Source organism: Cupriavidus sp. 2KB_3, assembly GCF_052115685.1.
Lineage (GTDB): Bacteria > Pseudomonadota > Gammaproteobacteria > Burkholderiales > Burkholderiaceae > Cupriavidus > Cupriavidus campinensis.
In genome coordinates, this window is the sequence record NZ_JBFRHD010000021.1 from 18,705 (window position 1) to 33,087 (window position 14,383).

14 protein-coding genes are annotated in these 14,383 nt (G+C 63.5%); all 14 read right to left on the reverse strand.

What is annotated here, in order from left to right; all coding sequences use genetic code 11:
* Window positions 1-78 precede the first annotated feature (78 nt).
* The 14 genes from urtA to AB4120_RS21370 all read right to left on the reverse strand — a co-directional run bounded on the left by urtA (window position 79) and on the right by AB4120_RS21370 (window position 14,358).
* Complete coding sequence (gene urtA / locus AB4120_RS21305) at window positions 79-1,341, reverse strand: urea ABC transporter substrate-binding protein (protein ID WP_149136401.1); 1,263 nt, start codon at window positions 1,339-1,341, stop codon at window positions 79-81.
* Between the two features lie 304 nt (window positions 1,342-1,645).
* Complete coding sequence (gene cyoD, locus AB4120_RS21310) at window positions 1,646-1,993, reverse strand: cytochrome o ubiquinol oxidase subunit IV (RefSeq protein WP_092292429.1); 348 nt, start codon at window positions 1,991-1,993, stop codon at window positions 1,646-1,648.
* Complete coding sequence (cyoC, locus tag AB4120_RS21315; RefSeq protein ID WP_149136402.1) at window positions 1,993-2,643, reverse strand: cytochrome o ubiquinol oxidase subunit III; 651 nt, start codon at window positions 2,641-2,643, stop codon at window positions 1,993-1,995. The genes cyoD and cyoC overlap by 1 nt, the downstream gene beginning before the upstream one ends.
* A gap of 5 nt (window positions 2,644-2,648) precedes the next feature.
* On the reverse strand, window positions 2,649-4,622 hold the full coding sequence (cyoB, locus tag AB4120_RS21320) for a cytochrome o ubiquinol oxidase subunit I (protein ID WP_441642822.1): 1,974 nt from the start codon (window positions 4,620-4,622) through the stop codon (window positions 2,649-2,651).
* An 8-nt stretch (window positions 4,623-4,630) separates the two neighbouring features.
* The gene (gene cyoA, locus AB4120_RS21325; RefSeq protein ID WP_149136403.1) at window positions 4,631-5,599 is read right to left on the reverse strand and encodes a ubiquinol oxidase subunit II; all 969 of its coding nucleotides are present in this window, start codon (window positions 5,597-5,599) and stop codon (window positions 4,631-4,633) included.
* Window positions 5,600-6,214: 615 nt separating this feature from the next.
* Window positions 6,215-6,688: a MaoC family dehydratase gene (locus tag AB4120_RS21330; protein ID WP_144201527.1), complete on the reverse strand. Its 474-nt coding sequence runs from the start codon at window positions 6,686-6,688 to the stop codon at window positions 6,215-6,217.
* A 40-nt stretch (window positions 6,689-6,728) separates the two neighbouring features.
* Entirely contained in the window at window positions 6,729-7,178 is a 450-nt protein-coding gene (locus AB4120_RS21335; protein WP_149136404.1) for a MaoC family dehydratase, read from the reverse strand.
* Between the two features lie 79 nt (window positions 7,179-7,257).
* Window positions 7,258-8,376: an acyl-CoA dehydrogenase family protein gene (locus AB4120_RS21340; protein ID WP_149136405.1), complete on the reverse strand. Its 1,119-nt coding sequence runs from the start codon at window positions 8,374-8,376 to the stop codon at window positions 7,258-7,260.
* A gap of 13 nt (window positions 8,377-8,389) precedes the next feature.
* Window positions 8,390-9,592 (reverse strand): acyl-CoA dehydrogenase family protein, encoded by a 1,203-nt coding sequence (locus AB4120_RS21345; protein WP_441642815.1) that lies wholly within the window; start codon window positions 9,590-9,592, stop codon window positions 8,390-8,392.
* Window positions 9,593-9,688: 96 nt separating this feature from the next.
* Window positions 9,689-10,159, reverse strand: coding sequence for a DUF1178 family protein (locus AB4120_RS21350; protein WP_149136407.1), 471 nt, complete (start codon window positions 10,157-10,159; stop codon window positions 9,689-9,691).
* A gap of 205 nt (window positions 10,160-10,364) precedes the next feature.
* Window positions 10,365-11,006, reverse strand: coding sequence for an NUDIX domain-containing protein (locus AB4120_RS21355; RefSeq protein WP_441642816.1), 642 nt, complete (start codon window positions 11,004-11,006; stop codon window positions 10,365-10,367).
* A 44-nt stretch (window positions 11,007-11,050) separates the two neighbouring features.
* Entirely contained in the window at window positions 11,051-11,365 is a 315-nt protein-coding gene (locus AB4120_RS21360) for a DUF2818 family protein (protein ID WP_144201539.1), read from the reverse strand.
* Window positions 11,366-11,394: 29 nt separating this feature from the next.
* On the reverse strand, window positions 11,395-12,870 hold the full coding sequence (gene nuoN, locus AB4120_RS21365) for an NADH-quinone oxidoreductase subunit NuoN (protein ID WP_149136409.1): 1,476 nt from the start codon (window positions 12,868-12,870) through the stop codon (window positions 11,395-11,397).
* 21 nt (window positions 12,871-12,891) lie between these two features.
* Window positions 12,892-14,358, reverse strand: a complete 1,467-nt coding sequence (locus tag AB4120_RS21370; protein ID WP_149136410.1) for an NADH-quinone oxidoreductase subunit M — start codon at window positions 14,356-14,358, stop codon at window positions 12,892-12,894.
* Between the last annotated feature and the right edge of the window lie 25 nt (window positions 14,359-14,383).

Here is a 14,383-nt window from a genome sequence, read left to right on the forward strand (position 1 = left end):
CTCCCCTCCCCCCGCAAGCGGGAAAAGGGAGCCGAGCCGGAAGGGCGCCGAAGCCCCCTTCCGGCGATGTCTACGGCATCAGCGGCCGGCGATAACCTTGTCCGGCTTGCCTTCGTTACCCGCGATAAACGGGCTCCACGGCTGTGCGCGCACCGGCTTCGGCGTCTTCCACACCACCGTGAACTGGCCGTCGCCCTTCACTTCGCCGATCATCACCGGCTTGTACAGGTGATGGTTCTCGCCCATGGTCAGCGTGAAGCCATCCGGCGACTTGAAGGTCTGGCCGTACATGGCCTGGCGCACCTTGTCCGCATCGGTGGTGCCGGCCTTCTTGACCGCCTGCGCCCACATGTGGATGCCAACGTAGGTGGCTTCCATCGGGTCGTTGGTCACACGCTTGTCGCCGCCGGGCAGATTGTTGGCCTTGACCCATGCCGCCCATTGCTTCTTGAACGCGTCGTTCTCCGGGTTCTTCACCGACATGAAGTAGTTCCAGGCGGCCAGGTGACCAACCAGCGGCTTGGTGTCGATGCCGCGCAGCTCTTCCTCGCCCACGGAGAATGCCACCACCGGCACGTCCTTGGCCTTCAGGCCGGCGTTGCCCAGTTCCTTGTAGAACGGCACGTTGGAATCGCCGTTGATCGTCGAGATCACAGCCGTCTTGCCGCCTTGCGAGAACTTCTTGATGTTGGCGACGATGGTCTGGTAGTCGCTGTGGCCGAACGGGGTGTAGACCTCCTCGATGTCCTTGTCGGCCACGCCCTTGCTCTTCAGGAACGCGCGCAGGATCTTGTTGGTCGTGCGCGGGTACACGTAGTCGGTGCCGAGCAGGAAGAAGCGCTTGGCGCCGCCGCCTTCCTTGCTCATCAGGTATTCCACAGCCGGGATGGCCTGCTGGTTAGGCGCGGCGCCGGTGTAGAACACGTTCTTCGACATTTCCTCGCCCTCGTACTGCACCGGGTAGAACAGCAGCGAGTTCAGTTCCTCGTATACCGGGAGCACGGACTTGCGCGATACCGAGGTCCAGCAGCCAAACGTGACGGCGACCTTGTCCTGCGTGATCAGCTGGCGCGCCTTTTCGGCGAACAGCGGCCAGTTGGAGGCGGGGTCCACCACCACCGGCTCGAGCTTGCGGCCCAGCACGCCGCCGCTCTTGTTGATCTCGTCGATGGTCATCAGCGCCACGTCCTTGAGCGAGGTCTCGGAGATGGCCATCGTGCCCGACAGCGAATGCAGGATGCCGACCTTGATCGGATCCTTCGACTGCGCCAGCAGCGGGCTGGTACCGATCATCGCCGCGGCGGCTACCGCCGACAGCTTCAGCATGTCACGTCGTTTCATTGCAGCTCCCAGTTTGTCGTATGTGGTCAGGGACTCTACGCACCCCGGGTGATCCTTCTGCAACTAGCGTGCCATGGACGGCCGGGCCGGGAACGATCAAAGGTGGGAGGAAACGTCACGGCGGGTGATGCCGGCGCACCATTGCGGTGCCAACCGGGCCGCGGGGGCCGCGCCCGGCGCCGCACCGGCATCGTGCATGGCCGCAAATCAGTGCAGGATGCGGGCCGGCGACAGTGCATCGCGCACCGTCGGCAATAAAAAACGGGGCCCGAGGGCCCCGTCTTCGCAGCATGCCTGACGATGCTTACTTCATCATCGGCATCATGTTGGCATTCATGTTGTGCATGATCCAGAGCGAACCGGCCAGCACGATGAACAGGATCAGCAGCGTGAACAGGAACGCCATGACGTTCCAGCGCTGACCCTTGGAGCCATCCATATGGAGGAAGTACTTCAGGTGGACCACGATCTGGACCACGGCCATGCCGAGGATGATCCAGAGGATCGTGCCGCGGTCCATGGTGCCGTCCATCACGATCTTGAACGGGATCACCGTCAGGATCACGGCCAGCACGAAGCCGATCACATACGACTTGACGCTGCTGTGGCCGTGCGACTCGCCGTGGGCAGCCGTTGCATGTTGTTGTGCCATTACAGTGCTCCCATCAGGTAGACCACGGTGAAGACGCCGATCCAGACGATGTCCAAGAAGTGCCAGAACAGGCTCAGGCAGTTCAGGCGCTTTTCCATCGTCGCGGTCATGCCCTTCTTGTTCAGCTGCCACATCAGCACGAGCATCCAGACCATGCCGCTGGCCACGTGCAGCCCGTGGGTACCCACGAGCGTGAAGAACGACGACAGGAACGCGCTGCGGCCGGGGCCGGCGCCTTCGTGGATCAGGTGATGGAACTCATAGATTTCCATCGACATGAACGCGGCACCCAGCAGGAACGTCACGCCGAGCCAGAACAGCACGCGACCCTTGCTGCGGTTCTGCAGCGAGATCATGGCGAAGCCGTACGTGATCGACGAGAACAGCAGGATGAACGTCTCGACCAGCACGAAGTTGAGCTCGAACAGCTCCTTGCCCGACGGGCCGCCCGCCACTTCGCCGCGCAGCACGGCGTAGGCGGCGAACAGGCACGCGAACAAGATGCAGTCGCTCATCAGGTACAGCCAGAAACCGAAGATGGTGTTCTCGCTGGTGTCGTGATGGGCGTGGTCGTGGTCATGCGCGGCATCGTGCGCGTGGCCGTGGGCGGGGGCTTGCGCCCCAAAACGGTCTAGAACTTCAGTCGACATGATGATCAGCCCTGCGTAGCGATGCGCTGCTGGTGCAGCGTTTCGATCTGCTCGACCTGCTTGGCCGGCACGTAGTAATCGATATGGTCGTCGTTGGCGCGGCGGATAAACGCCACCACCATGCCAACCAGGCCCACGGCGGCGAGCCACCAGATATGCCAGGTCAGCGCGAAGCCCAGCGCGAGGCTGAAGGCGCCCATGTAGAAGCCCGCAGCAGTGTTCTTCGGCATGTGGATCTGCTCGTAGCCGTCCGTGCGGATGGTCTCGCCACGGGCCTTCATGTCGGCAAACGCGTCCAGGTCACGCACCACCGGGGTGTGCGCGAAGTTGTAGAACGCGGGCGGCGACGACGTGGCCCACTCCAGCGTACGGCCACCCCACGGATCGCCCGTGACGTCGGCCAGTGCCTTGCGGTTGCGGATCGACACGACGATCTGCAGCACCTGGAAGCCAATACCCATGGCGATGAACACCACGCCGATCACGGCCGCGTACAGGAACGGGGTCCAGGCCGGGTTGTCGGTATGGTTCAGGCGGCGGGTCATGCCCATCAGGCCCAGCACGTACAACGGCATGAACGCGAAGTAGAAGCCAACCAGCCAGCACCAGAACGCGCACTTGCCCAGACGCTCGTCCAGCTTGAAGCCGAACGCCTTCGGCCACCAGTAGGTCACGCCGGCCAGGTAGCCGAACAGCACGCCACCGATGATCACGTTGTGGAAGTGGGCAATCAGGAACAGGCTGTTATGCAGCACGAAGTCGGCTGCCGGCACGGCCATCAGCACGCCGGTCATGCCGCCGATCACGAAGGTAATCATGAAGCCCAGCGTCCACAGCACCGGCGACGTGAACTGCACGCGGCCACGGTACATCGTGAACAGCCAGTTGAAGATCTTCACCCCGGTGGGGATGGAGATGATCATTGTGGTGATGCCGAAGAAGGCATTCACGTTGGCGCCGGAGCCCATCGTGAAGAAGTGGTGCAGCCAGACCAGGAACGACAGCACCATGATCGCGGCCGTAGCGTAGACCATGCCCTTGTAGCCGAACAGCTTCTTGCCCGAGAACGTCGAGATGATTTCCGAGAAGATACCGAACGCCGGCAGGATCAGGATGTACACCTCGGGGTGGCCCCAGATCCAGATCAGGTTCACGTACATCATGGCGTTGCCGCCACCGTCGTTCGTGAAGAAGTGCATGCCGAAGTAACGGTCCAGGCCCAGCAGCGCCAGCGACACCGTCAGCACCGGGAAGGCGGCCACGATCAGCACGTTGGTGCACAGGACGGTCCAGGTGAACACCGGCATGCGCATCAGGGTCATGCCCGGGGCGCGCATCTTGAGGATGGTCACGAGGAAGTTCACGCCGGTCAGCAGCGTGCCCAGCCCTGATATCTGCAAGGACCAGAGGTAGTAATCCACCCCCACCCCAGGGCTGTAGTCGATGCCCGACAGCGGCGGATAGGCCAGCCAGCCGGTACGCGCGAACTCACCAACGCCCAGCGAGACGTTGACCAGCATCGCGCCGGCCACGAACAGCCAGAAGCTCAGCGTATTCAGGAACGGGAACGCCACGTCGCGCGCGCCGATCTGCAGCGGCACCACGAGGTTCATCAGGCCCGTCATCAGCGGCATGGCCACGAAGAAGATCATGATCACGCCGTGGGCGGTGAAGATCTGGTCGTAGTGCTCAGGGGGCAGGATGCCGGGGTTGCCATTGGTGGCCAGCGCCAGCTGGGTACGCATCATGACCGCGTCGGCAAAGCCGCGCAGCAGCATGATCAGCGCCACCAGCGAATACATCACGCCAATCTTCTTGTGGTCGACGGACGTAATCCACTCGCTCCACAGGTAGTTCCACTTCTTGAAGTACGTAATCCCACCGAGCAGCGCCAGCCCACCCAGGGCCACGCAGCTCAGTGTGATCATGATGATCGGCTCATGAAACGGAATCGCCGACAAAGTCAATTTGCCAAACATCATTGCTCCTAGGATTGCGCGCCCAGCGCCGGCTTGGCCGGCGTGGTCATGGACACCCGCTCTTCGCCGAGCGTGTTACGCGACGTGCAGACCGGGCCGCCATCGAAGCCCTCGCGGGCCATGGCGCGGCCGTCGGCGCCCATGTACTGATGCAGGATGCCGGTGTACAGGCCGTCTTCGACCTTGCCGTAGAGGGCAACCGGCTCCGCTTCGCTCGGCTTGGCCAGGACCTTGTAGTCCGCAGCGGCGAGCTGGCGTTCAGAAGCGCGCACCTTGGCCACCCACGCGTCGAAATCGAAGTTCGACATCGCAACGGCCTTGAACTTCATGCCCGAGAAGCCGCCGCCGCTATAGTTGGCGGACATGCCGTCATACGTGCCGGCTTCGTTGGCGATGAGGTGCAGCTTGGTCTCCATCCCGGCCATGGCGTACACCTGGCTGCCCAGCTGGGGGATGAAGAACGAATTCATGATCGAATCCGAGGTGATCTTGAAGTTCACCGGGGTACCCACCGGCAGCGCCAGCTGGTTGACCGTGGCGATCTTCAGTTCCGGATAGATGAACAGCCACTTCCAGTTCAGCGCGACCGCTTCCACGGTGATCGGCTTGACGTTCGATTCCAGCGGCTTGTAGGGATCCAGGTCGTGCGACGACTTCCAGGTGATGTAGCCCAGCACCGCGATGATGATGCAGGGGATCAGCCAGACCACCACTTCGATCTTGGTCGAGTGCGACCAGTCCGGCTCGTACCGGGCAGCCTTGTTGGTGGCGCGGTACTTCCAGGCGAAGACCAGCGTCAGGACGATCACCGGCACCACCACCAGCAGCATGAGCCAGGTGGCGATCAGGATGATGCCCTTGATGTCGACACCCACCTGACCCTTGGGGTCGAGCAGCGTCATGTTGCAGCCGGCCAGCAACAGCAAGCCAAGGCTAGGCAGGAACCGCGTCCAGCGCGGCATTATGGGTTTTTTCATGTCACGACGGTCTGGTTGGGCCGCTCCCGACATGCAGGCGCGGCACCGCCATCCGCTGCACGGGGCAACTGGCTGGCTGGGCTGGGAAAAACCGGAGGACGTGTCCAAAGCTGGCGTTGCGGAACTGGCGATGCAAGCGCCTGCGGACCATGCGGCCGGGCAACGCCATGAACGCGGCTGGACAGCAACTGACGACTGCGTGCGCGGGATGCCGGAGGGGGCGGTGCGTGCGCTGAGGTAACCGACTGCCTGAACTGCGATCGATCCCGGCTCAAGACTGCCGCCGGGACGAGCGTTGTGTCACGATGCCCACGCGATTTCCACCGGTTTCGACCACCCCGCCAGCGCAGCGGGCACGGTCTTCTAGCGGATACCGCATAACATAAAGCATCGTGGGCGCGACTGTACCGCAACGCAACATTAGGGGTAAACCCACGGGGTGCGGAAACACTGTTCGGAAAATCGGACAATGACATCGGCCGGCCGAAAGTGTCGCGCGCAGGGAACAGTCATGTCGTGATGGATCGTTTTTCAACGGTTCCGCTGGACAAACGACAAGGGCCGCGTTCTAGCGGCCCTCATATTTTTCCGATTCAGATCGGAACTGGCTGGCGTTCAGGAGTAGCGTCGGCTGATCGATTCTGCCACGCAGACCGGGCGGTCGCTGCCCTCCCGCTCCACCGTCACTTCCCAGGTGGACTGGGCCCCGATCAGGCCGTTGGGCATCGGGTCGAGCCGCTCCACCTTGAGCAGCTTCACGCGGGCGCGCAGGCGGCTGCCCACCGGCACCGGCGAGGTGAACCGCACCCGGTTCAGGCCATAGTTGACGCCCATCTTGACGCCTTCCATGTGGATGGCGTTCTGCATGAACTGCGGCAGCAGCGACAGGGTCAGGAAGCCATGGGCCACCGGGGCGCCGAACGGGGACTCGCGCTTGGCGCGCTCCACGTCGATGTGGATCCACTGGTGGTCGCCCGTGGCCTCGGCAAACAGGTTGACCTGCTGCTGCGTGATCTCGGTCCAGTCACTGACGGCAACTTCCTGGCCTTGCAGGCTTTCCAGCTCTTCCAGCGATGCGATGGTGCGCATGGTGTCTCCTCTTTTGCGTCGTCTCGATTCGGGGTTCGTATTATGCCGGCCGCCGGCCGTACATGCCCATGCCCTTGACCGTGCAGACCAGCTCGCCGTGCTGGTTGGTGGCTTGCCACTGGGTCAGCACCACGCCGCGATCCGGCTTGGACGAGGACGGGCGCGTCTCCAGCACCTTCAGCACGGCCGTCAGCGTGTCGCCCGCATAGACCGGCTTGATCCAGCGGATCTCGTCCACGCCCGGCGAGCCCATGCTGCTGCTCCGGTCGCCCATGGACTTCACCAGCAGCTTCATCATGATCGCGCAGGTCATCCACCCACTCGAGATCAGCCCGCCGTAGATGCTCTTGGCGGCGGCGTCCTTGTCGATATGGAACGGCTGCGGGTCGTACTGGCTCGCAAACGCCACGATCTCCGCCTCGGTGACCGTGTAGCTGCCCAGCGGGTGCTCGCTGCCGACCTGGTAATCCTCGAAATACATCTTTGACATGTTCGCTCCGTAGATGGCGTAACCAGAAGCAAAAAACCGCGCAGGGGACAACAGGCGCGGTTTCTGTACAACGTAGGGCTCAGGCGGCTGCCTGGAAGCCCGGCTGGCTGGCGAAGCGGCCCAGGTGGTGGTCCACATCGCCAAACGTGGTGTTGATCAGCGTCAGGCGCTTGAACATGTGCGCGGCCGGCAGTTCGTCCGTCACGCCCATGCCGCCGTGGATCTGCACCGCCTCCTGGCCAACTGTGCGGGCGGCCTGCCCCACGCGCGCCTTGGCGGCGGACACGTAGCGGCGGCGCTCCTCGGGGTTCGACTCCTCGAAGCGGGCCGCAGCCAGCAGCGTGATCGAGCGGGCCTGCTCGGCATGGATGAACATCTCGACCATGCGGTGCTGGAGCGCCTGGAAGCGGGCGATGGGCATGCCAAACTGCTGGCGCGTCTTGGCGTACTCGAGCGTGGCGGCGTTCAGCGTGTCGATCACGCCCACGGCTTCGGCGCACAGCAGCACCGCGCCGTAGTCGGCCGTGGCCTCGAGCACGTCCCAGCCCTGCCCCTCGGCGCCCAGCAGCGTGGCCGGGGCGTCCTGGAGGGTCACGTCAGCAGCGCGCAGATTGTCGATGGTGCGGTAGTCGGTCACGCTCACGCCGGCGCCGTTCGTATCGACCAGGAACAGCGAGATGCCGTTCGTGTCGGCATCGGCGCCGCTGGTGCGGGCGGACACCACGAGCTTGTCGGCCTGTGCACCGTGAATCACCACCACCTTGCGGCCGTTGAGCTTGCCACCCTTGGCCGTCACGCGCACATCATTCAGCGCGTAGCGCGACTGCGGCTCGTTGAACGCCGTGGCCAGCTTGACCTCGCCACCGGCCACCTGCTCGAGCAGGGCGTCCTGGCCGCCGGCCAGCTTCAGCGCATGCGCGGCGACCACCGTGGCGAAGTACGGCTCCACCACCAGGCCACGGCCCAGCTCCTGCTGCACCACCATCATGTCGACGGCCGTGCCCGAGAAGCCGCCCTGCGCTTCCGGTACCGGCAGCGCGGTCAGGCCCAGTTCGACCAGTGCGCCCCAGGCGCCCTCGCCGTAGCCGGCCTCGGCCTTGATGTTCTTCTTGCGCGACTCGAAGTCGTAGCTCTTGTCGATGAAGCGGCGGACGGCGTCGGCCAGTTGCTTCTGTTCGTCGCTGAGATTGAAGTTCATGTTGCGTGTCTCCTCACAGCCCCAGAATCATCTGGCTGATGATGTTCTTCTGAATTTCGTTGGACCCGCCGTAGATGGAGGTCTTGCGATAGTTGAAGTAGTACGCGGCCAGCGGCGCGGCGTCGTCGAAGCCGGTCACCGCATGCGCGTGCTCGCACTCGAGGTAGGCCGGGTCGAACGGTTGCGCGTACGGACCGACGGCTTCCACCATCAGTTCGGTCAACATCTGCTGAATCTCGGTGCCCTTGATCTTGAGCATCGATGCCTCCGGGCCGGGACCCTTGCCGGCGGCCTCGCTGGACACCACGCGCAGCACGGTCAGCTCCAGCGCCATCAGTTCGATCTCGAGCGCGGCCACCTTGGCGCCAAACACCGGATCTTCCAGCAGCGGCTTGCCGTTCTTCTGCTGCTGGCGCGCCACGCGCTTCAGGAAGCCCAGCTCGCGCTTGGAGTTGCCCACGCGGGCAATGCCGGTGCGCTCATGGCCGAGCAGGTACTTGGCGTAGGTCCAGCCACGGTTTTCCTCGCCCACGCGGTTCTCGACGGGCACCTTCACGTTGTCGAAGAAGACCTCGTTCACCTCGTGCTCTTCGTCGAGCATGATGATCGGGCACACGGTGATACCGGGCGTCTTCATGTCGATCAGCAGGAACGAAATGCCTTCCTGTTTCTTGGCTTCGGGATCCGTGCGGACCAGGCAGAAGATCATGTCGGCGTGCTGGCCGAGCGTGGTCCAGGTCTTCTGGCCGTTGACGATGTAGTGCTTGCCGTCCGACGTCAGTTCGGCGCGCGTCTTCAGCGAGGCGAGGTCCGAACCCGAACCCGGCTCGGAGTAGCCCTGGCACCACCAGTCGGTGCAATCGAGGATACGCGGCAGGTAGTAGGACTTCTGCTCGGCATTGCCGTACTTCATGATCACGGGCGCGACCATCGCCACACCGAACGGCAGCACGCCAGGTGCGCCGACACGGGCATTTTCCTCGTCCCAGATATGGCGCTGCGTGGCGTTCCAGCCCGTGCCGCCGAACTCCACCGGCCAGTGCGGGGCCGACCAGCCCTTGCCGGCCAGCAGCTTGTGCCACGTCTTGAAGTCATCGCGGTTGGGGCGGCGATGATTGAGAACCTTTTCGCGGATTTGCGCCGGCAGGTTGGCTTCGAGCCAGCTACGCACTTCCTGCCGGAAGGCGTTGTCGGCCGCCGAGTAGTTGAGATCCATGCCCGTCTCCAGTGGTGCCGGCTCCCTAGTTGAGCGCGCGGCGAGTTGTTTTACCTGCGCATCGCTGCGCGGGAAAACCGGGCACAGGATGCTTGTTCAGTGGGCCGTCTGCTTCAGTGCGTCCGGCACGATGAGCGGAAAGGTCTCGATGCCCTCCTCGGCCAGCGCCTGCACGTCCTCCGCCGAGGCCGAACCGCGAATACCGCGTTCCGGTGCCTCTTCGTAGTGCATGCGCCGCGCCTCCTCGGCAAAGCGGTCGCCCACGTCCTCGGTCTGTGCCAGCACCTGCCGTACTGCCGACAGGTAGCGCGCCTGCAGCGCCTGCAACGCTTGCTGGACTTCGGCGTTCACCGCGCCCGGCGCATTGGCCGGCTGGGGGGTCTCCTGCCTGGCGGTAGCGCCCGATAGATTCAGGCGCGGCGCGCTCGGCAGACGACTGATCGCGTGGTCGCCACAGACCGGGCATTGGACGAGGTCGCGCGAGAACTGCGATTGCGCATCTTCCTCCGAGGCGAACCAGCCCTCGAAACGATGGTCTTGCGCACAGCGCAGGTCGAGCACCTTCATGATCTTTCCAGCCCGTCGGGCAAATATTAGCCGTGAATCGAAATTTTGTGAACGGTCGTGCTAATTTTTTCTGTGACCGTTTCGCCTAGCGGGATGCGTTGGAAACACAAACAACCAAGGCGGGCCCGCAGGACCAGGAAAACCAAGGGAAAACCCCGGGATACCCGGCTCGCGGCCGTCGCAAGCTTAACAGTAATGTGCGAATTCAGCCGACGCGGCTGAGCGGGAACGGCGGCTCGGCTTGCTCGCCCGGCTGCCACGTCCCCGAGAGGATTTTTTCGACCCAGAACGCACCGATGATGGTCTTCACGTCGGTGATCCGGCCCTGCCGGACCCAGTCGATGACCTGCCCCGCCGGCGTAATGAACGTCTCGAGGAATTCGCCGTCATCGAGCTGCGATTCGCCTGCCGTCAGGTCGCGTGCCAGGAACAGGTCGATGAATTCGGTGGAGTAGGAGATGACCGGGTGGATCCGGGTCAGATAGTCCCAGCGCTGGGCCGTATAGCCGGTCTCCTCGCGCAGTTCGCGCTGGCCGCAACGCAGCGCGCCCTCCTCCGGATCGAGCTTGCCAGCCGGAAACTCCAGCATGACCTCGCCCACCGGATAGCGGAACTGGCGTTCCATCAGCACGGTGCCATCGTCGAACAGTGGGATCATCATGACCGCACCCGGATGCAGCACGTACTCCCGCCCGGCCTGCTTGCCGTCCGGCAGCCTGACGATGTCTTGCTTGAGCGTGAGAAATTTACCGCGATGGAGGGTGGCGGACGCCACGCAGGTTTCGCTGAGATGCTCGTCGGCACCGCTTGCGGGCGCCGGGGGGGCCATGTGGGTCTTGTCCGTCATGAACGCTCCGGTGAGGAAAGCACGGCCGGGGCGCAGGCAAGCCGTCAGGCCGTGCGATGTTTGACCAGGTATTGCCAGGTGAAGCCGGGGAAGGCAAACACCAGCATCATGCAAGCCGTGATGGCGTAGAACTGCCAGCCCTGCGGGAAGGTGTTGCCGAGGCCGGCCTCCACCGCGAAACCGGCGGCACCGGCCACCGCGTACCACACGATCAGTTCCGCCACCCGCACCCACAGCGGCTTGCGGGCATCCTTCCAGCGGAGGCCCACCGCCGCGAACAGGCGCTGGTTGACGAACGGCAGGTTGGCACACACCAGTGCCAGCAAGATGACAAACCAACCGCCCGCCGAGGAACTCATGATCCGGTGCCTTTTCTATCGTCCGACAATCAGGACGCCAGCGTGGCGCGGATCGCCTGGTAGCACAGGTTCATCAGCGCCGCCGGGAAGAGACCCAGCAGGATGATGGCCAGGCCATTCAGGCTCAGCACCGAGCGCAGGCCAACCGACGCTTCCAGCGGTTCTTCACCCACCGGCGCATCGAAGTACATCAGCTTGATCACGCGCAGGTAGTAGAACGCGCCGATCAGCGAGAACAGCACCGCGACGATCGCCAGCCAGCTCATGCCTGCCGAGACCACCGCCTCCAGCACGGCCAGCTTGGCGTAGAAGCCCACGGTCGGCGGAATGCCGCTCATCGAGAACATCATCACCAGCATCAGCAGCGCAAACCACGGATGACGGCGCGACATGCCCTTCAGGTCATCGAGCGTCTCGGCTTCGAAGCCCTTGCGGGTGCGGACCAGGATCAGGCCGAACGTGCCGAGCGTGGTCAGCATGTACGTCACCGAGTAGAACATCGACGCGCTGTACGCATCGGCGGCGCCATCCGTCTTGTTCGCCACCACGCCGGACAGCAGGCCCAGCAGGACGAAACCCATGTGCGAGATGGTCGAGTACGCCAGCATCCGCTTCAGGTTGGTCTGCACGATGGCGGTCAGGTTACCGATCGCCAGCGACAGCACCGACAGCACGACCAGCATCATCTGCCAGTCGTTGGCCAGCGGCAGCAGGCCTTCCACCAGCACGCGCATGAACAGCGCGAAGGCCGCGACCTTCGGGCCGGCCGCGATCAGCAGCGTCACGGCAGTCGGCGAACCCTGATAGATGTCCGGAATCCACATGTGGAACGGGGCGGCGCCGAGCTTGAACGACAGGCCGGCAACAATGAACACCACGCCGAAGGCCAGCATCGTCGTATTGATGCGACCCGATTCCACGGCACGGAACACTTCGCCCAGGTTCAGCGAACCGGTGGCACCGTACATCATCGACACGCCGTAGAGCAGGAAGCCCGAAGCCAGCGCGCCCAGCACGAAGTACTTCATCGCCGATTCCGACGTCACGCGCGACTCGCGGCGCAGGGCCACCAGCGCATAGGACGACAGCGACAGCAGTTCCAGGCCCAGGTACAGGGTCAGGAAGTTGTTGCCGGTGATCATGACGATCTGGCCGCCCAGCGTGAACAGCGCGAGCATGTAGAACTCGCCCGCGAACATGTCGCGCTCGCCGAGGTAGCTGCGCGTATAGACCAGCGTCAGGAACATGCCGGCCGCGCAGAACGCCGACAGCACGTTGGCCATCGGGTCGATCACGACCAGGTTGGCAAACGCGTAGTGCGTTTCGCCGGCGGCGGCGTTCATGCCGAACCAGACGGTGAGGACCAGCGTGGTCAGCAGCGACAGCGGGTACGCCACGCTCTTGCTGCCCTTGCCGCGGGCAAGGTCGATCCAGTTGATTGCCGCGACGGCAATCGCCAGGAAGATGATTGGCGCCACCGGAGCCAGGCTAGAAGACGGTTGCATGTTGATTTCTCTCCCCCGCTGTTACAGCTTGGACTGCGCCACGTGGGACAGCAGGTTCGCGACCGACGCGTGCATCACATCGGTAAAGGGTTTCGGGTACAGGCCCATGTACAGCGTCATGATGGCCAGCAGGCCCAGCATGAAGAACTCGCGCTTATTCAGGTCGATCAGTTCGCGCACGTGCTGGTGCACGATGTCGCCAAAGATCACGCGCTTGACCATCCACAGCGAGTATGCCGCCCCAAGGATCAGGGCCGTGGCGGCCAGCAGGCCGATCCAGAAGTTGTACTTCACGGCACCCAGGATGACCATGAACTCGCCCACGAAGCCCGAGGTGGCCGGCAGGCCGCAGTTGGCCATCGCGAAGAACACCGACAGCGCCGCGAACTTCGGCATGGTATTTACCACGCCGCCGTAGTCGGCGATCTGGCGCGAGTGCACGCGGTCGTAGAGCACGCCGATGCACAGGAACATCGCGCCCGAGATGAAGCCGTGCGAGATCATCTGGATGATGCCGCCTTCCACGCCGATGTCGTTGAAGATGAAGAAGCCCAGCGTCACGAAACCCATGTGGGCAATCGACGAGTACGCCACCAGCTTCTTCATGTCAGCCTGCACCAGCGCCACGAGGCCAATGTAGATCACCGCGATCAGCGAGATCGTGATGATGAACGGGGCGAGCGTGTGGCTGGCGTCCGGGGCGATCGGCAGCGAGAACCGCAGGAAGCCGTAGGCACCGAGCTTCAGCATGATCGCGGCCAGCACCACGGAACCGCCGGTCGGCGCTTCCACGTGGGCGTCCGGCAGCCAGGTGTGGACCGGCCACATCGGCACCTTGACCGCGAAGGCCATGAAGAACGCCAGGAACAGCGCGATCTGCTCGTTCATCGACAGCTTGGCCTGGTGCCACGACAGGATGTCGAAGGTACCGGTCTTGCTGTAGAGGTACAGCAGTGCAACCAGCGTCAGCAGCGAGCCGAGCAGCGTGTAGAGGAAGAACTTGAAGGCCGCGTAGACGCGGTTCGGGCCGCCCCAGACGCCGATGATGATGTACATCGGGATCAGCGTGGCCTCGAAGAACACGTAGAACAGCATGCCGTCGAGCGCACAGAACACGCCAACCATCAGGCCGGACAGGATCAGGAACGCGGCCATGTACTCGGCCACGCGCTCGGTGATCACTTCCCAGGCCGAGATCACGACGATCACGGTGATGAACGAGGTCAGCACCACGAACCACATCGAGATCCCGTCCACGCCGAGGTGGTAGTTGATCTTGAAGCGCTCGATCCAGCTCGCATTCTCGACGAACTGCATGGCCGCCGAGGCGGTATCGAAGTGGAATACGAGCGGCAGCGTGACGACGAAGCTGGCCAGCGCGCCGAACAGCGACATCCAGCGCACGTAGCACTTGCTGCGATCAGAGCCCGAGGCGAGGACCAGCAAGCCGAAGAAGATAGGCAGCCAGATTGCGAAAGACAGAACCATTTCTTTGTTTTCCTTACTTGGTGCC